Source organism: Subdoligranulum sp. APC924/74 (genome assembly GCF_003324125.1).
Classification (GTDB): domain Bacteria; phylum Bacillota; class Clostridia; order Oscillospirales; family Ruminococcaceae; genus Gemmiger; species Gemmiger qucibialis.
Genome location: NZ_PSQF01000043.1, coordinates 1 through 24,408 on the forward strand (window position 1 = coordinate 1; position 24,408 = coordinate 24,408).

Annotated in this window: 18 protein-coding genes; 14 read left to right on the forward strand and 4 right to left on the reverse strand. The window is 58.0% G+C overall.

Annotated elements, in window-relative coordinates:
• Window positions 1-388: 388 nt before the first annotated feature.
• The 3 genes from C4885_RS10270 to proC all read right to left on the reverse strand — a co-directional run bounded on the left by C4885_RS10270 (window position 389) and on the right by proC (window position 3,437).
• Window positions 389-1,681 carry a glutamate-5-semialdehyde dehydrogenase gene (locus C4885_RS10270; protein WP_114000255.1) on the reverse strand — a complete coding sequence of 431 codons (1,293 nt, stop codon included), beginning with the start codon at window positions 1,679-1,681 and terminating at the stop codon, window positions 389-391.
• Window positions 1,682-1,866: 185 nt separating this feature from the next.
• Complete coding sequence (gene proB / locus C4885_RS10275; RefSeq protein WP_114000256.1) at window positions 1,867-2,637, reverse strand: glutamate 5-kinase; 771 nt, start codon at window positions 2,635-2,637, stop codon at window positions 1,867-1,869.
• A complete protein-coding gene (gene proC, locus C4885_RS10280) occupies window positions 2,637-3,437 on the reverse strand; it encodes a pyrroline-5-carboxylate reductase (protein WP_114000257.1) in 801 nt (266 codons plus the stop codon). The genes proB and proC overlap by 1 nt, the downstream gene beginning before the upstream one ends.
• Window positions 3,438-3,651: 214 nt before the next feature.
• On the opposite strand from proC, the gene C4885_RS10285 reads away from it, so the two are divergent.
• From C4885_RS10285 to C4885_RS10340, 12 genes are all read left to right on the forward strand, one after another.
• Entirely contained in the window at window positions 3,652-4,665 is a 1,014-nt protein-coding gene (locus C4885_RS10285; protein ID WP_114000258.1) for an aldo/keto reductase, read from the forward strand.
• A 38-nt stretch (window positions 4,666-4,703) separates the two neighbouring features.
• Window positions 4,704-5,435 carry a TVP38/TMEM64 family protein gene (locus C4885_RS10290; RefSeq protein ID WP_114000259.1) on the forward strand — a complete coding sequence of 244 codons (732 nt, stop codon included), beginning with the start codon at window positions 4,704-4,706 and terminating at the stop codon, window positions 5,433-5,435.
• Window positions 5,436-5,771: 336 nt separating this feature from the next.
• Window positions 5,772-6,938 (forward strand): cysteine desulfurase family protein, encoded by a 1,167-nt coding sequence (locus tag C4885_RS10295; RefSeq protein WP_114000260.1) that lies wholly within the window; start codon window positions 5,772-5,774, stop codon window positions 6,936-6,938.
• Between the two features lie 232 nt (window positions 6,939-7,170).
• The gene (gene thiI / locus C4885_RS10300; protein WP_114000261.1) at window positions 7,171-8,364 is read left to right on the forward strand and encodes a tRNA uracil 4-sulfurtransferase ThiI; all 1,194 of its coding nucleotides are present in this window, start codon (window positions 7,171-7,173) and stop codon (window positions 8,362-8,364) included.
• Window positions 8,365-8,409: 45 nt separating this feature from the next.
• A complete protein-coding gene (locus C4885_RS10305) occupies window positions 8,410-9,720 on the forward strand; it encodes a competence/damage-inducible protein A (protein WP_114000262.1) in 1,311 nt (436 codons plus the stop codon).
• A gap of 338 nt (window positions 9,721-10,058) precedes the next feature.
• The gene (locus C4885_RS10310; protein WP_114000263.1) at window positions 10,059-12,254 is read left to right on the forward strand and encodes a hypothetical protein; all 2,196 of its coding nucleotides are present in this window, start codon (window positions 10,059-10,061) and stop codon (window positions 12,252-12,254) included.
• A 102-nt stretch (window positions 12,255-12,356) separates the two neighbouring features.
• Window positions 12,357-13,508: an FtsW/RodA/SpoVE family cell cycle protein gene (locus tag C4885_RS10315; RefSeq protein ID WP_371681656.1), complete on the forward strand. Its 1,152-nt coding sequence runs from the start codon at window positions 12,357-12,359 to the stop codon at window positions 13,506-13,508.
• A gap of 139 nt (window positions 13,509-13,647) precedes the next feature.
• Window positions 13,648-14,985, forward strand: a complete 1,338-nt coding sequence (locus C4885_RS10320; protein ID WP_114000265.1) for a hypothetical protein — start codon at window positions 13,648-13,650, stop codon at window positions 14,983-14,985.
• Window positions 14,986-14,993: 8 nt separating this feature from the next.
• Window positions 14,994-17,435 carry an LCP family protein gene (locus C4885_RS10325; protein ID WP_114000266.1) on the forward strand — a complete coding sequence of 814 codons (2,442 nt, stop codon included), beginning with the start codon at window positions 14,994-14,996 and terminating at the stop codon, window positions 17,433-17,435.
• Between the two features lie 485 nt (window positions 17,436-17,920).
• On the forward strand, window positions 17,921-18,964 hold the full coding sequence (locus C4885_RS10330; protein WP_114000267.1) for an ABC transporter substrate-binding protein: 1,044 nt from the start codon (window positions 17,921-17,923) through the stop codon (window positions 18,962-18,964).
• A gap of 201 nt (window positions 18,965-19,165) precedes the next feature.
• Window positions 19,166-20,083 carry an ABC transporter permease gene (locus C4885_RS10335; RefSeq protein ID WP_114000268.1) on the forward strand — a complete coding sequence of 306 codons (918 nt, stop codon included), beginning with the start codon at window positions 19,166-19,168 and terminating at the stop codon, window positions 20,081-20,083.
• On the forward strand, window positions 20,076-20,894 hold the full coding sequence (locus C4885_RS10340; RefSeq protein WP_114000269.1) for an ABC transporter ATP-binding protein: 819 nt from the start codon (window positions 20,076-20,078) through the stop codon (window positions 20,892-20,894). Before C4885_RS10335 ends, C4885_RS10340 begins: the two co-directional genes overlap by 8 nt.
• A 63-nt stretch (window positions 20,895-20,957) precedes the next feature.
• Here C4885_RS10340 and C4885_RS10345 read toward each other — a convergent pair whose 3' ends face one another.
• Window positions 20,958-21,437 (reverse strand): small multi-drug export protein, encoded by a 480-nt coding sequence (locus C4885_RS10345; RefSeq protein WP_114000270.1) that lies wholly within the window; start codon window positions 21,435-21,437, stop codon window positions 20,958-20,960.
• A 239-nt stretch (window positions 21,438-21,676) separates the two neighbouring features.
• Here C4885_RS10345 and C4885_RS10350 point away from each other — a divergent pair, with 239 nt between their 5' ends.
• Together C4885_RS10350 and C4885_RS10355 are read left to right on the forward strand one after the other, a co-directional pair.
• A complete protein-coding gene (locus tag C4885_RS10350) occupies window positions 21,677-23,641 on the forward strand; it encodes a BMP family ABC transporter substrate-binding protein (RefSeq protein ID WP_114000271.1) in 1,965 nt (654 codons plus the stop codon).
• A complete protein-coding gene (locus tag C4885_RS10355) occupies window positions 23,638-24,300 on the forward strand; it encodes a metallophosphoesterase family protein (RefSeq protein WP_114000272.1) in 663 nt (220 codons plus the stop codon). The genes C4885_RS10350 and C4885_RS10355 overlap by 4 nt, the downstream gene beginning before the upstream one ends.
• Window positions 24,301-24,408 lie beyond the last annotated feature (108 nt).

Genomic DNA, 24,408 nt, shown 5'->3' on the forward strand with positions numbered 1-24,408 from the left:
TTTTGGCAACGCAGATGCCGTGCCGCAGCTGCCGGAGCGGTGCTTAAGCCGCAAGGCGGGAATTGTGCGGTGTTGCCTATAGTGCGATAACAGAAAAAGCATATGCCGGGCGCGGAATGCGCGGGCATATGCTTTTTGTGATGATGGAAATTTAAGCGGGCGACGGAGTTTGAGGTGGGGGGATTAGACAGGGCCCGACATGCGGGACGATGCAAGCATCGTCCCCTACAAATGGTTTGCATCGTTTGTTGCAATCAGCAAGGTTTCTCCGCGGCAGGATGAGGGCATCCCGCCCTACAGCACATTTATTGGCAGGCAGCACATAATAAAATGCTCTGTAGGGAACGGTCAAGACCGTCTTCTGCGAATGTTGTATCCTGTGCTACAATCAATTACACGGATTCTGCAATTTTGCCGCGGAACCGCCGCGGGTCTGGCCGGAGCCGTGGATGATATATTTGTAGCTGCACAGCTCGGCCAGGCCCATGGGGCCGCGGGCATGCAGCTTTTGGGTGCTGATGCCCATTTCGCACCCCAGGCCAAACTCTCCGCCATCGGTAAAGCGGGTGGAGGCGTTGACATACACGGCGGCGCTGTCCACACAGGTGGTAAAGCGGTCTGCGGCGGTATCGTCCGCCGTGATGATGGCCTCACTGTGGTGGGTGGAATGGCGGGCAATGTGGGCAATGGCAGCATCCACATCATCCACCACGGCAATGGCCAGGATGTAGTTCAAAAATTCAGTGTCAAAATCCTGCTCGCCAGCGGGTGTTCCGGGAATGATGGCGGCGGCGCGCTCATCCAGCCGCAGATCCACCGGAACCAGCCCGGCAGCTGCGCGGGCATCCACCAGGCGGGCTTTCAGCAACGGCAGAAACCCTGCGGCAACATCCTTGTGTACCAGGCACACTTCCTCGGCATTGCACACGCTGGGGCGGCTGGTTTTGGCGTTCTCAATGATATCCACCGCCATGTTCAGGTCGGCGGCTTTGTCCACATATACATGGCAGATGCCGGTCCCGGTCTGGATACAGGGCACCGTGGCGTTTTCCACACAGGCGCGGATCAGCCCGGCACCGCCGCGGGGAATCAGCAGATCCACCAGACCGTTTGCCGTCATCAGTTCGTTGGCGGAAGCGTGGGTAGTGTCCTCAATCAGGCTGACGGCACTTTCCGGCAGGCCGGCACGGGCCAGACCGCAGCGCAGAGCGTTGACAATGGCATGGCAGCTGGCCCAGGCATCGCGCCCGCAGCGCAGCACACAGGCGCTGCCGGCTTTCAGGGCCAGCGCGGCGGCGTCGGAAGTCACGTTGGGGCGGCTTTCATAAATAATGGCGATCACGCCCATGGGCACCGAGGTTTTTTCAATCAGCAGCCCGTTCGGCCGCACAATTTTGCGTAGCACGGCACCCACCGGGTCCGGCAGGGCGGCAACCTCACGCATGCCCTTGGCCATGGCGGCCAGCCGGGCAGGGGTCAGGGCAAGACGGTCCAGCATTACATCGCTGATGCGCCCGCGTGCGGCGGCCAGATCCTGCTTGTTGGCGGCCAGAATTGCATCGCTGTTTTCCACCAGGGCAACTGCCATGGCTTCCAGCGCAGCGTTTTTGGTATCGGTATCCGCCAGCGCCAGCGGCAGCTTTGCCGCCTGCGCCGCTAACAGAATTTCATGCGTAGTCATAGCAGAACTCCTTTGGTTGTAATTAAGAATGAATAAAGAATAGAGAATAATGGTTGAGTGACGCCCGCGGCGTCACATTTCAATTAGGGCTATTTCTCCGGTAAACCAATATCCTAACCGGAGCTGTCCGCCTATTTTATTCGCGCCGCCGCGGGCGGCGCACCAACATTATTCTTTATTCATTATTATTTATTATTTTTTCCAACAAATCTCGTCCCCACATCCTTGCCGTCCACAATGTCGTACAGCACATTGGCGTTGGCACCGTTGGCGATGACCATGTCAACACCGGCACCGGTGGCAATTTTGGCGGCGGTCAGCTTGGCGGACATGCCGCCGGTGCCAAGGCCGCTGTTGGAGCCGCCGCCCAGTTGCTCAATTTCGGGGGTAACACTCTCTACCCGGTGGATCAGCGTGGCTTCCGGGTGGGTATGCGGGTCGGCGGTGTACAGGCCGTCAATGTCGCTCAGCAGCACCAGCAGGTCGGCGTGGGTGTATTTGGCAATCAGGGCACCCAGGCGGTCGTTATCGCCCAGGGAGTATTCCTCGGTGGAAATCGGGTCGTTTTCGTTGATGACCGGCACAGCGCCCAGCTGGATCAGGCGCTCCAGCGTGTTTTGCAGGTTGTTCAGCCGGTGGGGATGGTCAAAGTCCTCCCAAGTCACCAGCAGCTGGGCAACGGTGTGGCTGTATTCGGCAAACAGCTTGTCGTAAGTATACATCAGCTCGCACTGGCCCACGGCTGCGGCGGCCTGCTTTGTCACCATATCTTTGGGGCGGGAAATCTGCAGCTTGCCCACACCAAGGCCGGTTGCGCCGGACGATACAATAATCAGCTCGTGCCCGGCGTTTTTGATGTCGCTCCACACTTTTACCAGTGCTTCGGTGTGGCGGATGTTCAGCCGCCCGCCCGGATGGGCCAGCGTGCTGGTGCCGATCTTGACAACAATGCGCATCAGTTTTTCCCCATTTCCTTTGTTTTGTCATAGGCGGCCAGGACGGCATCGGTCACTGCGCCGCGGAACGCATGCTCTTCCAGCACGCGCACACCCTGAATGGTGGAACCGCCGGGGCTGCACACAGCATCTTTCAGTACGCCGGGGTGGCTGCCGCTTTCCAGCACCATGCGGGCGCTGCCCAAAAGGGTCTGGGCGGCATATTCCTGGGCTTTGGCGCGGGGCAATCCGGCAGCAACGCCGCCGTCGGCCAATGCTTCAATAAACTGGTATACCCACGCGGGGCCGCAGCCGGAAACACAGCAAGCGGCGTCGATTAAATTTTCCGGGATGGCATCCAGCCGCCCGGCCGGGGCCATGGCACCCAAAAAGGCGAACATCTGGTCATCGCTCACGCCGTCAGCGCAGTACTGGATCATACCGGCCCCCAGCGAAACCGGGGTGTTGGGCATGATGCGGATGATTGGATATGCACCACCGGCCATCTCGCGCACGCGGGCCATGCTCAGCCCGGCAGCCATAGTAACCAGGACAAAACGCCCGCTGCGCTTTGCCAGGATGGGGGCGATGCCGGCCAGCATATCGGCCATCATCTGCGGCTTTACGCCAAGGAAAATTACATCGCAGTCCTGCGCGACCACATCGTTGGTGGCGGCGCGGCAGCCAAGTGCTTCGGCCAGGGCTTCAGCCTTGGCCGGGGTGCGGTTGGCCAGCACAACATTTTCCGGCCCAACGCCACGGCACACTGCGCGGGCAACCGCACCGCCCATGTTGCCGCAGCCGATAAAACCATAACGCATAGGAATTTCCTCCCTCTACTATAACGTGTATATCCTTTATAATGTACCAACAAATACCCAATGAATAGTCTAATCCTAACGCACAGCAGGTGTAAAGTCAATAAAAAACTGCCAAAAAACGTGACAAGTAAAGCCTTGCCTGCTATAATAGTGATACTTTGCACAACCGTCCAGGCGGGGCAGGGCACCCCGCCGCAAAAAGGGAGAATGAAATATGCAGTATGTTGATTTTGGCCGCACCGGGCTGCGGGTTTCGCGCCTGGGCTTTGGCGGCATTCCGGTGCAGCGCATTGATGAACCTGGCACCCGCGCCATGCTGAAAGCCGCGCATGAGGCGGGCATCAATTACATTGATACCGCCCGCGCTTACACCGTCAGCGAGGAGTGGATCGGCCAGGCGCTGGAGGAACTGGGCCTGCGGGATGAATTTATCCTTGCCACCAAGTGCCGTGCGCTGACCAAGGCAGAGATGGAAGCCGAGCTTGCCGCCAGCCTGAAAAACCTGCGCACCGATCACATTGACCTGTACCAGTTCCACAACCCCAGCCCGGAAAACCTGGATAAAATCCTGGCCCCCGGCGGCGCCATGGAAACCCTGCTGGAAGCCAAGGCCAAGGGCGTTGTGGGGCACATTGGCATTACCGCCCACCTGAGCCAGACGTTTGAAAAGGCGCTGAAGGTGGACGAGATCGAAACCATTATGTTCCCCTATAATATTGTGGAGCAGCAGGGTAAAGAGCTGATCGACCGCTGTGCGGAAAAGGGCAAGGCCTTTATTGATATGAAGCCGCTGGCCGGTGGTGCCATTGAGGATGGACGGCTGGCGCTGCGGTATGTGCTTTCCAACCCGGCAGTCACAGTATCCATCCCCGGCATGGCCGCGCCGGAAGAATTGGAACAGAATGTGGCGGGCAGCGCCAACACCGCCCCGCTGACCCCGGAGGAGAAAGCCGCCTGCCAGAAAGTGCGGGATACCCTTGGCACCCAGTTCTGCCGCCGCTGCAATTACTGTGCCCCCTGCACGGTGGGCATCCAGATTCCCAGCTGTTTCTTGTTCCATGGCTACCTGGAGCGTTATGCCCTTGCGGGCTGGGCGCACGAACGGTACGATACCCTGACGGTGAAAGCCGGTGCCTGCATTGGCTGTGGCAAGTGCGAGACCCGCTGCCCGTATAACTTGCCCATCCGGGATATGCTCAAAAAAGTGGCACAGGATTTCGGCGAATAAACTAAACATTATATTTTAGAATTAAGGAGTACCCCTGCATGAAACAACAGCCCCCCGAACGCACCAAGCGCCTGGCCGTTATTGCGGCAGCAGCCGTAATTCTGGTTATGGTGCTGCTGATTATTGAAACATTCCGCCTGCTGCTGCCGGGGTTATGGACTGCATTTTCCAGTGGGGACGAACAGGCTCTGAGCGATTATTTGACAAGCGAGGGGCGGCTGCGCAGCTTTTTGACGCTGTGGTTCCTGGCGTTCGTGCAGGTGGTATCGCTGGTAATCCCGGCCATGCCGGTCCAACTGGCGGCGGGGATCGCCTATGGGCCGTGGAAAGGCTTTGTGACCAGCTTTTCGGCATCGGTGGCGGCAAACTTTCTGGTGTTTCTGCTGGCGCGCCGCCTGGCAAAAGTCATTGAACTGCTCACAGCGAACAGCCCCAAGGCGAATAAGTTGCTGAACAGCGTGCGCAACAGCAAGAACCCCTGGTTTTATACCATTCTGGCGTTTATCACACCGGGGCTGCCCAACGGCATCATTCCCTATGCCGCCGCTCACGCCAACATGAAGCCGAAACAGTTCTTTGCGGCTATCTGCATCAGCATGCCGATCCCCACCCTGCTGACCTGCCTGGCAGGCAGCTACCTGGTAACGGGGGACTGGCTGTTTACTGTATTGATCGAGGGCGGTATGTTTGCCGTGGTGGGCCTGCTGTTCCATAAGCGCAGCGCCGTAATCGGTCACGCCCACGAAGTAAAGGACCGGCACACAAGATAACACAAAAGAAGCCTCTCCGGCGTGCGGCCAACCCCGCACGCCTTTTTTGTATGGCGCTACTTGTGTTTTGCGGGTGTGGTGTGTATAATTTACTATGTATTACTATGGAAAAGAGCGAAGAAAAATAATAAAGAAAAAAGAATAATGAATAATGGCTGTGTGATGCCCACGGCATCACATTGAAAACAGGTTCGGCGCTCTGGCAGGGCTGTTGCATGCCAGAGTTTGCTGCCTGTTTTATCTGCGCCGCCGCGGGCGGCGCACACACATTATTCTTTATTCATTATTCTTTTTTAATTTGATTTAATTTTACGCGTAGCGAAACGAGGCTTTCTCATGCTGTTGGACCCTGAATTGCATTATCTGGATAATGCCGCAACCACCATGGTGGACCCGGAGATTGCGGGTGCCATCCATGAAGCATTATTAAAGGATTGGGCGAACCCTTCCAGCCTGTACGAACCGGCGGTAGAAACCCATGAAGCCCTGACCACGGCCCGCGGGCAGATTGCCCGCACCCTGGGCTGCCAGGCCAAGGATCTGTATTTTACCTCCTGCGGCAGCGAGAGCAACAACCTTGCCGTGCAGGGCCTTGCCATGGCACGCAAAAACTGGGGCAGCAAAATTGTGGTTTCCGGTTTTGAGCACCCCAGCGTGCAGCGGCCCATCCGTGCACTGAAAGACCGCGGCTTTGAGGTGGTGGAAATCCTGCCCGAAGCAGACGGTCACCTGGATGTTGCCAAACTGGCTGCCGAGGTGGATAAAAATACCGTTCTGGTCAGCTGCATGGCGGTCAATAATGAAACCGGCACTTTGCAGGATATTGCCGCTCTTTCCACAGCCGTCAAGGCCAAAAACAGCCGCTGTGCGGTGCATGTGGACGCCGTGCAGGCATGGCTGCGCATCCCCATTGACCCAAAAAAGTGGAAGAACGTGGATACTCTCTCGGTATCCGGCCATAAAGTGCATGCCCCCAAGGGAATCGGCGCTTTGTTCATCCGGGACAGCGTGCGCCAGACGCTTTGCCCGCCCTACCTGGGCGGCCATCAGGAGCGCGGCTTGCGCCCCGGCACCGAGAATACCCCTTATATCGTTGGCCTTGGCCTTGCTGCGGCAAAGGGGGCCAAAAACCTGAGCGACCGCAATGCGCATATCCGCGCCCTGAACGCCCAGCTGCGCACCGGGCTGGAAGAGCTGGCCCAGCAGGCGCCCATCACCCTGAACTCCCCGGCGGATGCCGTGCCGGAGGTGCTGAACTTTTCCACCAACTGTGTCAACAGCCAGACCTTTATTGAATATTTGAGCGGGCGGCACATTTATATTTCCGGCGGCTCCGCCTGCGATAAGGGCGAGCCGAGCCACACCCTGATGGCGATGGGCGCGCCGGACCTTGCCGTGCGCACGGCGCTGCGCGTCAGCTTTTGCGGGGACAACACCCCCGAAGATGTGCAGGCCCTGCTGGACGGCCTGAAAGACGGCCTGAAAGAGTTGCAGCACATCTGAAAAGATAAGGCAACACCGCACAATTCCCGCCTAGCGGCTTAAGCACCGCTCCGGCAGCTGCGGCACGGCATCTGCGTTGCCAAAATGCTCGATAAGACTCCAGTATTATCTGCGCTTTTGGCTTGGCATCTGCCGCACCTCGCTCGCCGTATCGGCACTTAGAATTATGCGGTATTGCCATAACGCTATTGAATGAAACCATAACACCAGACACGAAAGGTTTGCCATAAACATGAAAGAAATCATCCTTGCCTATCAGGGCGAAATGACCCTGAAAGGCCTGAACCGCAGCAAATTTGAAGCCCGCCTGGCCAAAAGCATCCGCTACCGGCTGGAAGACCTGGGCAAATTCAAGGTGACCCAGGCGCAGTCCACCGTGTTCATTGAGCCACTGGAAGATGACCTGGATATGGACGAAGCGTTCCGCCGTATTTCCAAAATTTTTGGCATTGTCAAAATGAGCCGCGCTGCCTGCTGCAGCAAGGATTTTGACGAGATCTGCGCCACGGCGGAAGCTTATCTTGGCGAAACGCTGCGCGGCATCCGCACCTTTAAGGTGGAAGCCAAGCGCGCGGATAAAACGTTCCCGATGAAAAGCCCGGAGCTGTGCCGCGAACTGGGCGCTTACCTGCTGGGCAAGCACCCCCACCTGCGGGTGAACGTGCATGAGCCGCAGCTGGAAATCATGGTGGAAATCCGCGATAAAGGCGCATATATCCATGGCCCCAAGGTGGAAGCCGCGGGCGGCCTGCCCGTTGGCACCAGCGGCCGTGCGCTGAACCTGCTTTCCGGCGGCATCGACAGCCCGGTAGCAGCTTATTGCATGGCGCGCCGCGGGCTTGCACTGCACCACATCCACTTTGCCAGCCCGCCATACACCAGCCTGCGCGCCAAACTGAAGGTGCGCGCCCTGGCCCGCGAACTGGCAGAATATACCGGCAACTGCCAGCTGTTTGTGGTGCCCTATACCAAGCCGCAGGAGTATATCCGCGATAATGCGCCTGATGTGTTGTTTACCGTGCTCATGCGCCGTAGCATGCTGCGCATTGCCAAACTGGTGGCCGACCAGAGCGAGATGGAAGCTTTGATTACCGGCGAAAGTCTAGCACAGGTTGCCAGCCAGACCATGCAGGCCATTGCCTGCACCGATGCCGCGCAGAACCTGCCGATTCTGCGCCCGCTGATCGGCATGGATAAGACCGAGATCATTGCTATTTCCCGCAAGATCGGCACCTTTGATACCTCCATTGAGCCGTATGAGGATTGCTGTACCATCTTTACCCCGCCGCACCCCAAAACCAAGCCCAGCCTGGCGGAGATCGAAGCCGCCGAAGCCGGAATGCCCGGCCTGGCAGAGCTGGAACGGATTGCGGCGGAAACTGTGGAGAAAATCCCCATCCGCATCGGGGATGACCCGGAGTTTTAACAGCGCCAGATAAAAATTACCCTTGGATAAAGGACGGAACAAACCATGACTGCGGAGATCATTTGTGTAGGAACCGAGCTGCTGCTTGGCGATATTGTCAATACCAACGCCCAGTTTTTGAGCCGCGAACTGGCGGAACTGGGCATCAGCGTGCTGCATCAGCATGTGATTGGGGATAACCCTGGCCGCCTGCGTGATTTGGTAAAGGAAGCCAAAAGCCGCAGCGATCTGCTGGTGTTTTCCGGCGGGCTTGGCCCCACGGAGGACGACCTGACCAAGGAGACCGTGGCCGAAGCCTTTGGCGATACCCTGCACTTTGATGAAGCAGAATGGCAGAAGATCGTGGACTTTTTTGCCCGTACCGGCCGCGGCGGGCGCACCCCCACGGCCAACAACCGCAAGCAGGCCATGGTGCCCACCAAGGGGCACAAGCTGCCCAACGCCCATGGCACCGCACCCGGTGCCTGGTTCGAGGATGACGGCTGCATTGCCGTGCTGATGCCCGGCGTTCCACGCGAGATGAAAGCCATGTGGGCGGAGGATATCCGCCCGGTGCTGCTGCAGCGCCAGAACTGTACCATCCACTCCAAAACGCTGCGGGTGCTGGGGGGCGAAAGCAGCATTGCCAGCAAGGTTTCCCCGCTGTTCGCCAGCGAAAACCCCACGGCAGCCATTTATTGCAAAACCGGCGAGAGCGAGATCCGTGTGACCGCCCGCGCCGCAACCGAGGCGGAAGCCGAAACGGCCTGCGATGCCCGCATTGCGGAGTTCCGCAAGATTTTGGGTCCCAATGCGTATGATGTGGATGTGCCGGGGCTGGAATACACTGTGGTGCACCTGCTGCAGCAAAAAGGGCTGCATGCTGCCACCGCGGAAAGCTGCACTGGCGGCCTTGTGGCAGAAAAAATCACCAATGTGCCCGGCTCCAGCGAGGTGTTCGGCTATGGCTTTGTGACCTATGCCGAAGCCGCCAAGGCAAAGCTGCTGGGTGTTGACTCGACTTTGATTGAACAGTATAACGTGGTTTCCGGCCCGGTGGCCGTGGCGATGGCTTACGGCGCTTTGCAGGCATCGGGGGCAGATCTGGCCGTGGGCATTACCGGCATTGCCGGGCCCGGCGGCGCACTGCCGGGCAAACCGGTAGGTACCGTCTACCTGGCCGGTGCGGATGCCCGCAGCGGCAAAGCCTGGCTGATGCGCCTGGAACTCGGCGGCTATGCCGAGCGCAGCATCATCCGCACCCGCGCCGCCCTGTACGCCCTGGACCTTCTGCGCCGCATGGCCCTTGATATCCCTCCCGAAAACGCCTACCCCGTCCCCTTCAAAGATGTCAAACCCGAAACCCTTGATATTTAACAATAACTTTAATAGGCAATGAGAAAGCAAAAACCACCCACCAATTACTAATTCCTCATTCCTAATTTCTAATTTGTTTTCTGCCAACTTTGTGGCACGGCAAAACTCCTAACTCCTCCCTCCTGACTCCTAAGGCAATACCGCATAATTCTAAGTGCCGATACGGCGAGCGAGGTGCGGCAGTTGCTAAGCCAAAAGCGCAGATAATACTGGATGTATTATCGAGCATTTTGGCAACGCAGATGCCGTGCCGCAGCCGCCGAAGCGGTGCTTAAGCCGTAAGGCGGGAATTGTGCGGTGTTGCCCTAACTTCAACTTTCCACCAAAGGGGTGTTTTAATGCTGCAAATCCAAATGCGAATCCTGCGTGTGTTTGGGCTTTCCAAAGCGGAGATGAACTCCATCATTGAGAACGCCCAGGCCGAGGGCAGCCCCAGCCTGCGCCTGCAGGAGCGCGATGGTGAATACCTTGTCTGCGTGCAGGCATCAGCCCCCACCCAGGCAATGGCGGATGAATACTGCGAAAAGTGGGTGCAGAAACTGCGCACCCGCTTTGGCGATGCCTGCTATGGCTTTGAGGATACCACCCTGGCCCAGGCTGCGCTGGATGCCCTGCTGAAAAAGCGCCGCCTGCTTGTTGCGGCGGACGAAGCTACCGGCCGCCTGTTGGGCAACGCCCTGCGCGGCCTGCAGCACAGCGAAGCAGCGTTCGATTTTGGCAACCAGACCTACCTGAACCCGGCGAACGCCCGCCGCATTGCCGCGCCGGAAGCTCTGCTCAAAAAGTTCCCCGGCGATATGGTTCAGGCCGCTGCAGGCCGCGCTCAAAGCGCTTTGCTGCTGGCCAATGCGGATTATGCCGCCGTGTATATGCCCGCAACAGTGGGGCAGGCGCCTTTTGTGCTGCTGTGCAGCCGCATCGGCGCGGCAGCCTGTGCCCTGAGCCCCGAAATCTCCGATATGGCAATCGCCAACCATATTCTGGACTTGGCCCGCCGCCGTGCATTGGGGATGCACCTGGGACCTTCCGCTATTACCTTCAAGCCGGGGCGGGAGCGCCCGCTGCTGCTGGTCAGCGGCGAAGGCCAGCCGAGGCCAGGGTTCCGCTTTACGCTGCGCCGCAAGGCTGCCCCGGCCAAACCGGAGGTTAAGCCCAACGCCCCGGACAGCTACGATGCAGAACCGGTCCCCGATTACGATGCGCAGCCCACTGAACCCAAACCGCAGGCTACCCCCACCGGGACCATTACCTTTGAACGCCCCATCGCCCAGCCTGCCGCGCCGCAGCCAACACCGGATCCGCTGGATCTGCGCACCGCAGGCCCGCAGGCCGCCGCCGAAGCGCGCGCCCGCCGCGCCGCAGAAAGCGAGCTGGACCCGGACCTGGAACTGTGTGCCACCCGCACCATCAAAATTTCCCGTGCAGATTTGGAGCAGGCCATGGCGGCTCAGCAGGCAGCAAAGCAGCAGGAGCAGCCCAACCCGGAACCGCCCGCTGCACCGCAGCCGGAACCCCTGCCGGAGCCGGAACCGCCCGCCAACCTGCCGAAACCAAAAGCTTCTATCCTGGATGATGATATCCCGGATTTTTCGGCAGGGTTGGACCCCGCCGCGCTGGAAGCAGCCCGCAAGGCGGACGAAAAAGCCCCGCCGCGCAGCACCGATGAATTCCAGCGCGCCGCCAGCCAGTTGTTTGAAGACGATGAGGATGACGGGGAGGATGACGGGGAGGACGAAGAGCCCACCGTTACCTTCCCTGGCCGCAGCAAAGCCAAACCGGCAGTGCCGCGCCCCCTGGCAGCAAAGCAGGAACCCAAACAGGATGCCATCCACAACCGCAGCCTTGCCATGATCGAGCGTGCCGAGCGCCGCCACCGCCGCAAAGCGATTGCCGCAGTGGCTGTTATTGCCCTGCTGGTTCTGGTGGGTGCTGCGGTGCTGCTGGGGCTGACCCGTGGATGCACCGTGAAAGCCCCTGCCTATAAAAATTACGGCACAGAGCAGTTTGATACCCAGGCGCAGGCATATTTGAAATCCGCTGCGGCAGAAAACGAAAAAATTATCGGTTATCTTGCGTTCCCCGGCCAGAACGGCCAGCTGGTGTACAGCGGCTCCCAGCCGGGCGATGGCGCTGCCATCAGCGGCACCAACTATCTGAACGCTTCCATGCCGTCCAACACGGTGCTTTCCTGCGCGGATGCCTCGCTGGCAAGCCTGACGAACCAGACAAACTTCAGCCAGAATGCCGAGTTCACCCTGTACCTGAGTGATGTGACCTACCATTTCCGTGCTGTGGCAGTGTATAATACCGATGCCGCAGGCACCGAGAATGCCTTTACTCCCGCCAGCTATGGGGAACTTTCGGATTATTACAGCTATGCGGAGTTCAGCCAGAGCATTAAGGAACGCAGCCTGTTTGATACCGGCAATACCCCTGGTGATAAGGAAACCTTCCTGACCCTGATGAGCACCGGCGGCACAAACGGCACGTTTGTCTGTGTGACCGCTGTTCTGTTGCCGGATCAGGCCCAGTAAGATTGGATATACCCAGGAATGATTAAGCCCCCGTTCCCGTACATATACTAGGGTGTGGCGGAATAAACCGCTGCAAGCTGGATGGGGAAGGGGGTTTTTGGATTGAAAGAAGAAGCGGCACTGGCCCGTACGGTCATCAAAAAGCGGCTGGCCGGGCAGCCGGCACCGGATATCTGGTTTTTGATCATTTTGATGCTGCTGGTGTGCTATGGTTTGGTGATGCTGTTTTCAGCCGGGTATGCGGTGGCGCTGTACCGGCGCGGGGATGCTTATACCTACATCCGCCCCCAGCTGTTGTTTGCGGCGTTTGGTGCGGCGGCCATGTACGCGGCCAGTCTGGTGGATTACCACATCTGGCACAAACTGGCGTGGCCAATCATGGGGGTATCGCTGGCGTTGCTGGCAATCGTGCTGTTCATGCCGGAATATAACGGCTGCAAGCGGTGGATCGTGCTGCCGGGGCTGGGCACCTTGCAGCCCAGCGAGATCGCCAAGTTTGCGGTAGTGCTGGTGTTTGCCCACATCATCTCCCTCAACCATGACAGGATGCAGACCTTTGCAACCGGGGTGCTGCCCTTTATGGTTATCCTGGGAGCGGTTACGGTGCTGATGCTGCTGGAGCCGCATCTGTCCGGCACGCTACTGATTTTGGGCATCGGCGCGGTGCTGATGTTTGTGGGCGGCACGGGCTTAAAGTGGTTTGCCCTGGCAGGCATTGCCGGGGCCGGGGCCATTGCGGCGGCGGTGGTGCTGCTGCCGGAGCTGGTGCCCTATGCCATGGGGCGGCTGTCCTCCTGGCGGGACCCCTTTGCCGATCCGCTGGGCGAAGGCCACCAGACCATCCAAAGCCTGTACGCCATTGCATCTGGCGGCGCGGCCGGGCTGGGGCTGGGCAACAGCCGCCAGAAATACCTCTATGTGCCGGAACCGCAGAACGACTTTATCTTTTCGATTCTGTGTGAAGAACTTGGCTTTGTGGGCGCGGCTCTGACGGTGGTGCTGTTCCTGCTGCTGTTTTTGCGCGGCATGTCCATTGCAGTGCGCGCGCGGGATAAATTCGGTGCGCTGCTGGCCGTTGGCTTTGTGGTGCAGGTGGTGCTGCAGGCGGTGCTGAACATTGCCGTTGTTACCAACACTATCCCCAACACCGGCATCAGCCTGCCGTTTTTTTCTTCCGGCGGTACCAGTTTGATGATGCTGCTGGGCGAAATGGGCATTGTGCTCTCCGTTTCGCGCCAGGCGGACGCCCGGTAACGGGAATGTGCAAATTTTGTGATGGGGATTTCACAACTTTCGGCAGTTCTGCGCTATTGAAACTGGCGGAATAATACGGTATAATAACCAAAAAAGATTTGTAACTTTTTTGCAATCTTCCCAAAAGAAAAGGAATGCTATGCAGGAAATCAAAACAAACCCAACGGTGCGGCACACCACGCCCCTGCAGCTGCTGGCGGCGTTTGCAGCCACGGTGGCAGTGCTGTTTGTGCTGCTGCTGGGGGCGTGCGCGCTGCCGGCCCAGCCGGTGCTGGAACATGTGTATGATTCAGCCCAAACCATCCAGCAGGAGGGGCTTTACCCTGAATATTTCGGCTTTAAGCTGTTCCAGATGGATAACTATACCGATACCATCATGCTGTTTGAAGCGGCCGCCATGGGCGAGCAGGATCCCTTGACCGCCATGATGACCGCAACGGCCTATAACGTGGATAACTTTGAAACGATGGCCGGTGACCTTGCTGTCTATTGCGAGCGCACCATTCCGCTGGCCACCGGTGCCCAAAAGGCAGTGCATCTGGTGCCGTTCTCCTATGCGCGGTACTGGCACGGCTACCTGATCTGGCTGCGGCCGCTGCTCTGCGTTATGTCCATCACCGGTGTGCGCGTGGTGCAGTATTTGGTGCTGTTTGCGCTGCTGGCGGTTATTTTGTGGCAGCTGCGGCGGCAGTGTGGGCTGCGGGCCATGGTGTGGTTTGCCGTCAGCCAGTTGGCGGTTACCGTGTTCTGGGTGCCGCATCAGGTGCAGTATTTTACCACTTTCTGTATTGCGTATGCGGGCTGCGCGTGGGTGCTGGCCAGGCCGCGCCGCGCCGGGCAGCTGAGCATTGCCCTGGTGGTGCTGGGTACCTGTACGGCGTTTTGTGATTTGCTGGTTACCCCCATCATCACGCTGGGGCTGCCGGTGGCGGTGTGGCTGTGCTGCCTGCCGCAGCGGGCGGCATCCGGTGCCAGGCAGTGTCTGCCGGTCATCGGCGGCAGCTTGTGCTGGGGGGCAGGCTATGCCATGTGCTGGGGCCTGAAATGGGTGCTGGCCACCCTGATTACCGGGCAGGATATCATCGGCGATGCCATCCACCAGGCCGGGGTGCGCACCACGGCGGATACCTGGCACGGCATGGAGCTGAGCTGGGGGAACATCTTCCGCTTTGTGGGGGATACATTAAGCCAGCGCGGGCTGTTGTGGCCGGTGGTGCTGGTGGTTATTTTGTGCATTGCGGCGTTTTTGCTTTGCCTGCGCAATAAGGAAGCTTTGCTGCGCGCGCTGCCCATTGGCCTTACCGCCCTGATGGCACCGGTGTGGCTGGCGCTGCTGCGCACCCATTCCATCCAGCACGGGTGGTTTACCTGGCGCAGTTTAACGGTCAGCATTTTTGCGGGGCTGGCTTTTCTCTATTATTCCTGCGGGATACGGGCGGGCCTGCGGCGTTTGCGCGGCCAAAAACAACAAGGGTGAAAGTAGTTATGAAGGACGAAGAAAACAAGATGCAGTCTGCTGCCCCGGAGCAGCAGGCCCAGCCGGAGCAGACGCAGCCGGAAAGCGAACCGGCCGCGGATGCGGCCCAGCCGGGAACTGAAAACGAACCCAAGGCGGAAACCACAGCACCGGAAACGCCGGACAAAAAGAAACGTCCCCTGTGGCTGAAACTGCTGGCGGTGTTTGCTGCGGCGCTGGCGGTGCTGGTGCTGCTGGCGGTGCTGTACATTAACGGCAAGTTGGATCTGATTCATTACGATGACGGCACGGTGGACAGCGTTGGCACCGTTGATGCCGAGGAGGACCAGGACCTGGATACCACCGGCCTGACCCAGGCCACAAATGACGAAATGGAGATGCCGGAGGGCAGCCCCTTTGCGGACGAAGATGTGCTGAACATCTTGTTGGTCAGCACTGATGAACGCACCGATGCCGTGAACGACTGGGATGCGTTTACCCATCTGAACGAGCTGGACGGAACAAAAGCCACCACGGAGTTCAGCTCCGATGCCCGCGCGGACAGTTTAATTCTGTGCTCCCTGAACATCAAGGACGATACCATCAAACTGGTTTCCATTGAGCGCGGCACCGGTGTGCCGATTCTGCTGGATGGGTACGAGGGCCAGTACGACTGGATCACCCACACCTTCCGTTACGGCGGTGTCCGCCTGACGATGGATACGGTGGAAGACTGCTTCAACGTGCAGGTGGACCACTATGTGCGGTTCAATTTTAACTCCTTTGTTCAGATTGTGGATGCCGTGGGCGGCATCGACCTGAACCTGACTGAGGACGAAGCCAAGGCGCTGAACTGGGAGGTTCCCTCCAACTCGATGCTGATCGTCAAGAAGGTGGAACCAGGCTGGAACCACTTTGACGGCTATACCGCATTGCAGTATGCCCGCCTGCGCGCCATTGATGATGACTGGCACCGCGTGGCCCGCCAGCGCACCGTCATCCAGGCGGTGCTGGACCGGATCAAGAGCGCTTCGGTCACCGAGCTGAACGACCTGCTGGACACCGCCCTGCCGGTGGTGCAGACCAACTTTACAAAAACTGAGATCGCTGCCTTGATGGTGCAGCTGCCGAGCTTTTTGGGCGTGACAGCAGACCAGATGACCATGCCGGTGCAGGGCACCTATGGCGTGCGCAACGGCATGGATGACCGCCCCATGATGGATCCTGATTGGGCTGCCAACATTGCGGTTTTGCAGAACTTTTTGTATACTGATATGACGGCAGAGGAAGCTATTGCCGCCGGTACCGCTACCCCGGAAACGGCTGACGGTGAGGAAACCGCTGTGCCCGAAACCGTGGAAGTGCAGAGCAAAAAGAATGACACCGTCCACATCTACCTGAAAGACAACACGACACCCATTTACTGGGATTACCCGCTGGAAGATGCCGATTTTGGTAATGCGGATTACCGCGTGTTTCTGGCCGGAGAGACCCGCGGACAGCCGCAGAACACTGCCATGCGCAAGGCGCTGTTCCAGTACCTGCACGAACAGCAGGGGGTGAATGTTCAGCTGGTGGAAACCGGCGTGGGCGAAACCCAGGTGCTGGAGCAGTACCTGCGCACGGGCGATGAAAACTGGCTGAACCACTACCTGAAGCTGCAGGGCAGCTGTGCGGATGCGGAAGCCGAATACTGGCGCTGGCTGTACCAGTATAACCGCCAGCAGGGCGGCACTATCCATGTGGCAGGGCTGGGCACCGAGCGCAATACCGTAGTTTCGATGTATGGCCTGCTGGCTTTGGCAGATACGGAGATCGAACCGGCAGAGAGCATTGCGGACTTTGTGCAGGCCCTGCGGGATGAGAATATGACGACTGCCCTGCAGCTGTTCAAGACCGCTATGGAGGAACAGCCCGATGCGATGGCAGACTATTTTGGCGATGCCTATGCCCAGGTACAGCAGCTGTATGCCAACCTGCAGGTGAACACCACCTATAAGGGCAGGCTGGACCGCGACGACCTTGCCATGATGGACAACATGAACTTTGTGCTGCGCCAGTACCCGGACGATAAATTCTTTGGCCAGCTGAGCAACGGCCATGTGACCCAGAGTGCCTGGAAGGACGGCAATTATATTGCCAACTACAGCCGTTTCGGCATGCTGCTGAACGGCGAAGGCTCCCCCGTACAGGGCGAAGTCTGCTCCATGCTGACGATCTATACCCAGCGCGGCAGCAACGGCCTGCTGGGCGATGATGCCGAGAACGACTATTACGACCTGAACGCGCTGGCGGAAGCTGCGGGCAAAGAATTTATTGCCACAGGGGCGGATTTGTTCCTGGCGCTGGACAACGAGGACACCCCTTACAGCGAGCAGAACGGCCTGATCAAGCCCGAAGTGCAGGCCGAAGAAAAGCCGCTTATGGATTATTGCCAAAAACTGATTGTACTTTTTGACACAGAAAATTAAAATTCCCCGTTGACAAGGCCGCGCCTTTGTGCTATAAATACTTTAAACCAATGAAGCGAAAGTAAAACCACAGGCGCACGCACAGAGAGCCCCCGATGCTGGGAACGGGGTGGTAAGCGGAGTGGATAAATGGTTCGCCGAGGGCACGGGGAAAAGCTGGGCTGAGTATCCGTTGACGGAAGCCTCCGTTACAGGGCAGGGGAATGTTAGTTCTCCGCAGAGCGGCTGTGCAGTTTATGGCACAGCAAGCAAGGTGGCACCACAGATTATTTGATTGATCTGCCCTTGCACAGAAAGCTATTTCTGTGCAAGGGCTTTTTGTTATACCCGGCACAGACCACAAACAGGAGTAACACCATGAAAAAGCAAAGCATTACCACCATGCGGGAGCGATGGCGCCGGGCAAACTGATTGCCCGCCCCGGCACTGCCGGGAACAAACCGCCGATACACCTTAAATGTGAATGATAAAAAGGAGCTTTTACCATGAAAAAGTTTGTTGCTGTTCTGTCCGCCGCCGCTATGCTCGCCACCCTCGCCGCCTGCGGTTCCACCGCCGCCACCACTTCTACCGCTGCCTCCAGCGCCGATACCGCTGCATCCACCAGCAGCGAAGCTGCTGCCGCAGATGATACCGCAAAGTCTTACAAAATTGCGGTGGTCCAGCAGCTGGACCACGCCAGCCTGGATGAGATCCGCACCGCTGTGGAAGCAGAGCTGGACGCCAAAGCCGCCGAAAAGGGCATTACCATTGAGTACAAAGATTTTAACGGCCAGAACGATGCTACCACGCTGAACCAGATCGGCACCCAGGTGGTTTCCGATGGGTATGATGCTGTGGTGCCCATTGCCACCCTGGCAGCCCAGTGCATGGCCAATGCCTGCGCCGAAGATCAGATTCCTGTTGTGTACGCCGCCATCAGCGACCCTGCCGCTGCAGACCTCACCGGCCTGGATTATGTCACTGGTACTTCTGACGCGCTGAACACCCAGTTCATCCTGGATATGATGCTGGCAATCAACCCGGATGTCAAGACTGTTGGCTTGCTGTACTCCAATTCCGAAGCCAATTCCACCACCCCCATTGCCGAAGCAAAGGCTTACCTGGATGAAAAGGGCATTGCTTATGTGGAAGGCACCGGCAACACCAACGATGAAATCATGAGCGCCGCCGCCAATATGGTGGGCAAGGCTGACGCTGTGTTTACCCCGACCGATAACGTGGTTATGGCCGCCGCAGCTGCTGTTTCCGAGACGCTGACCGAAGCGGGTATCCCGTTCTACACCGGTGCCGACAGCTTTGTTACCGCCGGTGCCTTTGCAACCTGCGGAGTCAACTATTCCGAACTTGGCACCTACACCGCTGATATGGTGCTGGATATCCTGGAAAGCGGCAACGTTCCTGAATACCATGTAATGGATGGCGGCATCATCACCGTCAACACCGAAACTGCCGCCGCTCTGGGCATTGATTACGCCGCTTTCAGCGATATGGCCAGCCAGGTTGTGGAAGTTACCACCCAGCAGTGATAAAATGAATAGAGAATAATGAAAAAAGAATAATGCAGGTGTGGTGCCTGCGGTACCACAATAAAGCAGGAAATGCAGCTCCGGCAAGCGAAAACGCCCGCCGGAGCTGCATACCTGATTAAAAACGCCGCCGCGGGCGGCGTACAGCCATTATTCATTATTCTTTATTACTTATTATTTATACGCAAAGGAGCAACGCTTATGTTTACCCTTGCCATTGTGCAAAGCGCATTGGAGCTGGGCTTTATTTACGCCCTTGTGGCCATGGCACTGTTTTTGAGCTTCCGTGTGCTGAATATTGCCGATATGACTACCGATGGCGCGTTCACCCTTGGCTGTGCCGTGTCGGCTACCGCCGCAGTGGCGGGGCATCCGTTCCTTGGTTTTGTGCTGGCCATGCTGGCCGGTGCCTGCGCCGGGTTTGTCACCGCGTTCCTGCAAACCCACCTGGGCGTGCCGTCCATTTTGGCGGGTATTATTACCAATACCGGGCTTTACACGGTAAATCTTGCCATCATGGGCTTTTCTTCCAACGTTCCCATGCTGAAAACTGAGACAGTGTTCACTATGGCCCGCGCCCTGTTTGGCGAAAAATCTCCCTATAAACTCATTGTTGCCGTCACGGTCACAGTCGTGGCCTGCGCGCTGCTGATTTTATTCCTTGGCACCCGGCTTGGTCTTTCCATCCGCGCTACCGGCGATAACCCGGATATGGTGCGCGCTTCCTCCATCAACACGGCGTTCACCATCACGGTGGGCCTTTGCGTTTCCAACGCCATGACCTCGCTTTCCGGCGCGGTTCTGGCTCAGTACCAGAAATCCGCCGATATCAACCTGGGCACTGGCATGGTGGTCATCGGTCTGGCTTCGCTGATTATTGGCGAAACGCTGTTTGGCCGCGGCGGTATGTGGGTCAAAGCGGCTGCGGCTGTGGCGGGCAGCGTGATCTACCGCTTTATCATTGCGTTGGCCCTGCGTGCCAATGTTCCCAGCGAGTGCCTGAAGCTGATTTCTGCCGTCATTGTGGCGCTGGCCATTGCGGCCCCGGCCCTGAAAAAGAACCTTGCGCTGCGCCGCCGCCGTGCCGTCAGTCAGAAAGGGGGCAAGACCCATGCTTGATCTGAACCATGTCAGTATGACCTTTAACCCCGGTACGGTGAACGAGAAAAAAGCGCTGACCGATATCAATCTGCATATGGAAAGCGGCGAGTTCGCTACCATTGTGGGTTCCAACGGCGCGGGCAAATCCACCTTGTTCAATGCCATTGCAGGCAGCTTTATTCCGGATACCGGCAGCATTCTGCTGGATGAGGTGGATATGACCTTCCAGCCGGATTTCCGCCGCTCCAAGGCGATTGGCCGCCTGTTCCAGGACCCGCTCAAAGGCACTGCCCCCAACATGACCATTGAGGAAAATCTGGCCCTGGCCTATCTGCGCGCTTCCACCCATACTTCGCCGTTTTCCCGCATTACCAAGGCGGACCGCGAACTGTTTACCGATCGGCTGGTCCAGCTGGGCTTGGGGCTGGAGAACAGGATGAAACAGCCGGTCGGCCTGCTTTCCGGCGGCCAGCGCCAGGCGCTGACCCTATTGATGGCCACCCTGGTTACCCCCAAATTGCTGTTGCTGGACGAGCACACTGCGGCCCTGGACCCCGCCACTGCAGATAAGGTGCTGGAGCTGACCAAGAAAATTGTGGCCGAAAACCACATCACCTGCCTGATGATTACCCACAACATGCACGCCGCCCTGGAATTGGGCAACCGCACGCTGATGATGGATTCCGGCCACATTGTGCTGGATATCAGCGGGGAAGAACGCGCCAACACCACGGTGGATGGCCTGCTGGATCAGTTCGCCAAAAATGTGGGCCGCCGGTTGGATAATGACCGCATCCTGTTGAGCAGGCAGGAAGAGACGGCTCAGTAAAATAATAACAAAAAGCAGCCCCCGCGGGGGCTGCTTTTTGTCATATACGATCAGGAAAAAAAATCAACCGGCGATTGCACCAAAAGCGGAAATGCCCAAAGTGCTCAGTACGCCCATAATGCAGCCTGCCAGCAGAACGCCGCCCATGCAGGCCAGAACGCTTTCCTTGAAATCCATATCCAGTAGGCTGGCGGCCAGGGTGCCGGTCCATGCGCCGGTGCCGGGCAGGGGAATGCCCACAAACAGCAGCAGAGCAATAAAAAGGCCGCGGCCGGCGGTGGCTTTCAGCTTTTGGCCGCCCTTGTGGCCTTTTTCCAGGCAGAAAGTGAAAAACTTGCCGATCACCGGTTTGTCAGCGCCCCATTCCAGGATCTTGCGCGCAAACAAAAAGATGAACGGCACCGGGATCATGTTGCCGATGATGGCAATGATGTAGGTGCTCCACAGCGGCAGACCAAAAATTACGCCATAGGGGATTGCGCCGCGCAGTTCGATCAGGGGAACCATCGAAACAAAAAATACAGTCAGGTATTTCTTAAGCATTCCAGTACCTCGCAGTTGATTGATGTCAAATTTGCATACAAATTCTATTATACAAGAATCCGCGATATGCCGCAAGACCTGCACCACAGGTTTTGTGTAAAATTTATGTCAAGCGGGCAGGATGCCGGTTTCCGGCATAAAAAGGGTGCAAAGCCCTGCGGGATATGGTATAATTACAACATACATGCCCACAGAATAAGAAAAAATGACGGAACCACAACAGCAGGAGGAGGCACAGGATGCAGCGTATAGAAGCCATAGATGAATACAACCGCGCTCAAAGATTGGGCATGCGCGATTACCGTGAAAAGACAGCGGCAGGCAAATACCCCTATCTGCCTGCGTTGGATGAACTGCTGGAAAAAACAGATACCGAAAGCCAGATACCGCTTGGTACCATTGAAATACCGTTGGATTATGTGGTAGGCACCAAAACCACCGGCCGCACCATGGCGTTTGCTTCCAACTTTATGCCGCTGCTGCCCGAAGACACTGAGTTTGCCAGCAAGTGGCTTTCCCTGTGCATGGCCCATATGGAAGAGGGCATCCACGATGCCATTAAAGCATATGAGTACATGGGCCGCTTTTATGTCCAAGAGGGCAACAAACGTGTCAGTGTGCTGAAATATTTTGGCGCGGATTCTATTTTTGCCACCGTTACCCGCGTTGTGCCGCGGTTCAATGATACGCCGGAAATTCGTGAATATTACGAATTCATGGAGTATTACCCTTTGTGCGGGCTGTACCGGCTGCACTTTACGCAGGAGGGCAGCTTTGCCCGCTTGCAGAAAGCGCTGGGCAAAGCGCCGGATGAAAAGTGGACCGCAGACGATAAGGCGGAAGTTGTCAGCCTGATGAACTGGATCACCAAGGCTTATAATGCCCACGGCGGCGATAAAATGCGCACCACCCCGGCGGATGTTATGCTGCTGTTGCTCCGCTTGTATAAGTTGGATGAGCTGAAAACCTATAGTCCCGCCCAGTTTGCCGCAGCTATTGACGCTGTGTGGGATAACGTTCTGGCGCTGGAGCGCCCGGAACCGGTCAAGCTCAGCACCCAGCCGGCCGCCCCGGCCAAAAAGAACAGCCTGCTGGACCGCATCCTGCCGGGGATCCGCAGTGAGCCCAGCCACTTGAAAGTAGCGTTTGTCAACGAGCGCACGCCGGAAACTTCTACCTGGACCAGCCAGCACGAGTTTGGTCGTACCCAGCTGGACCAGGTGTTTGCCGGCAAGGTGGAAACCGTGGCTTATCATGGCGCAGAGCCGGGCAAAAATGCCGATGAACTGGTGGAAAAAGCCATCCAGGACGGCGCGGATATGGTGTTTACAACCTCGCCAAAACTGGTGGGGGCTTCGCTGCGCGCGGCGCTGCGCCACCCGGATGTGCGCATCCTGAACTGCTCGGTCGATATGCCGTATGCTTCCATCCGCACCTATTACAGCCGCGTGTATGAGGCAAAGTTCATCACCGGCGCCATTGCTGCCGCTGTGGCGCGGGAGGACCGCGTGGGCTATGTGGCGGATACGCCCACCTTTGGCGTTCCGGCCAACATCAATGCGTTTGCCCTTGGCGCGCGGATGGTCAACCCGCGCGTTAAGGTCAGCCTGCAATGGTCCTGCCTGCCGGGAGACCCGATCCAGGCCTTCCAGAAGCAGGGCATCACGGTGATCTCGGGGCGCGATACCCCCACGCCGTTCCGCCCTGCGCGAGAGTTCGGAACTTTCCGCATCAGCCCCGGCGGCACGCTGATGGATCTGGCTTCGCCGTTTTGGCATTGGGGCCAGTTCTATGAAAACGTGGTGCGCACCGTGCTGGATGGCGGCTGGACCCGCGATAAATCCGGCACCGACGGTACTGCCGTCAACTATTGGTGGGGCATGAACAGCGGTGTGATGGATGTGCTGCTCAGCCGCGAGCTGCCCCATGATGTGCGCCACCTGGCCAACATCCTGCGCAGCGGCATTATTGCGGGCAGCATTGACCCGTTTGCCTGCTATATTACCGCGCAGAACGGTACTGTGATGAACGAGGGCCGCACCGGCTTTACCCCGGAGCAGATCCTGCATATGGACTGGCTGTGCGATGCAGTGGAGGGCCACCTGCCGGAATTTGACGAACTGATGGACTGTGCCCGCCCCATGTACCGCATGCAGGGTATCCACCGCGACCGGCTCCCTGCAGAGAAAGAGGCCGATCTATGAAAATTCTGGCAGTGGCAGACGAAGAGAGCAAGTACCTGTGGGAATACTATGAGCCCAGCAAGCTGCGCGATATCGACCTGATCATCGGCTGCGGGGACCTGAGCCGGCATTATATGAACTTTTTGTCCGATGCAGCGCCGGTTCCGGTGCTTTATGTACACGGCAACCATGATGCCAGCTATGATAGAGAACCGCCCCGCGGTGCGATCTGCATTGACGATGACCTGTACTGGTACAAGGGCTACCGCATTGTGGGCCTTGGCGGCAGCTGCCGTTACCGCGCCGGTGCCTGGCAGTTTACCGAAGCGGAAATGAAACGCCGCATCAGCCACCTGCGCAGCAAGATCCAGCACGCGGGCGGGGTGGATATCCTTGTTACCCATGCGCCGCTGCACGGCTATGGGGATTTCAGCGACCTGCCGCACCGCGGGTTTACGGTGTTCAATGAAATTTTGGATACCTATCACCCGGCTTTGATGCTGCACGGGCATATCCACCTGACCTATGGAGCCAACATCCCGCGGGAGCACCAGTACGGCCAGACACGCATTGTGAACTGCTATGAGCGCTTTGTGCTGGACCTGCCGGATAAGCCGGATCCGCGCCGCCACTCTTTGATTGAGAGGTGGAAACAGTTTAACCGCACGGGGCACTTTTAAGGTGTAGCTTGAAGGCGTACCTGATACCATAGGCAACACCGCACAATTCCCGCCTTGCGGCTTAAGCACCGCTCCGGCAGCTGCGGCACGGCATCTGCGTTGCCAAAA

Coding starts and splice junctions, on each gene's coding strand:
- C4885_RS10270 (WP_114000255.1), bottom strand. CDS start 1,681: ATGACTACGCATGAAATTCTGTTAGCGGCGCAGGCGGCAAAGCTGCCG.
- proB (WP_114000256.1), bottom strand. CDS start 2,637: ATGCGCATTGTTGTCAAGATCGGCACCAGCACGCTGGCCCATCCGGGC.
- proC (WP_114000257.1), bottom strand. CDS start 3,437: ATGCGTTATGGTTTTATCGGCTGCGGCAACATGGGCGGTGCGGTTGCC.
- C4885_RS10285 (WP_114000258.1), top strand. CDS start 3,652: ATGCAGTATGTTGATTTTGGCCGCACCGGGCTGCGGGTTTCGCGCCTG.
- C4885_RS10290 (WP_114000259.1), top strand. CDS start 4,704: ATGAAACAACAGCCCCCCGAACGCACCAAGCGCCTGGCCGTTATTGCG.
- C4885_RS10295 (WP_114000260.1), top strand. CDS start 5,772: ATGCTGTTGGACCCTGAATTGCATTATCTGGATAATGCCGCAACCACC.
- thiI (WP_114000261.1), top strand. CDS start 7,171: ATGAAAGAAATCATCCTTGCCTATCAGGGCGAAATGACCCTGAAAGGC.
- C4885_RS10305 (WP_114000262.1), top strand. CDS start 8,410: ATGACTGCGGAGATCATTTGTGTAGGAACCGAGCTGCTGCTTGGCGAT.
- C4885_RS10310 (WP_114000263.1), top strand. CDS start 10,059: ATGCTGCAAATCCAAATGCGAATCCTGCGTGTGTTTGGGCTTTCCAAA.
- C4885_RS10320 (WP_114000265.1), top strand. CDS start 13,648: ATGCAGGAAATCAAAACAAACCCAACGGTGCGGCACACCACGCCCCTG.
- C4885_RS10325 (WP_114000266.1), top strand. CDS start 14,994: ATGAAGGACGAAGAAAACAAGATGCAGTCTGCTGCCCCGGAGCAGCAG.
- C4885_RS10330 (WP_114000267.1), top strand. CDS start 17,921: ATGAAAAAGTTTGTTGCTGTTCTGTCCGCCGCCGCTATGCTCGCCACC.
- C4885_RS10335 (WP_114000268.1), top strand. CDS start 19,166: ATGTTTACCCTTGCCATTGTGCAAAGCGCATTGGAGCTGGGCTTTATT.
- C4885_RS10340 (WP_114000269.1), top strand. CDS start 20,076: ATGCTTGATCTGAACCATGTCAGTATGACCTTTAACCCCGGTACGGTG.
- C4885_RS10345 (WP_114000270.1), bottom strand. CDS start 21,437: ATGCTTAAGAAATACCTGACTGTATTTTTTGTTTCGATGGTTCCCCTG.
- C4885_RS10350 (WP_114000271.1), top strand. CDS start 21,677: ATGCAGCGTATAGAAGCCATAGATGAATACAACCGCGCTCAAAGATTG.
- C4885_RS10355 (WP_114000272.1), top strand. CDS start 23,638: ATGAAAATTCTGGCAGTGGCAGACGAAGAGAGCAAGTACCTGTGGGAA.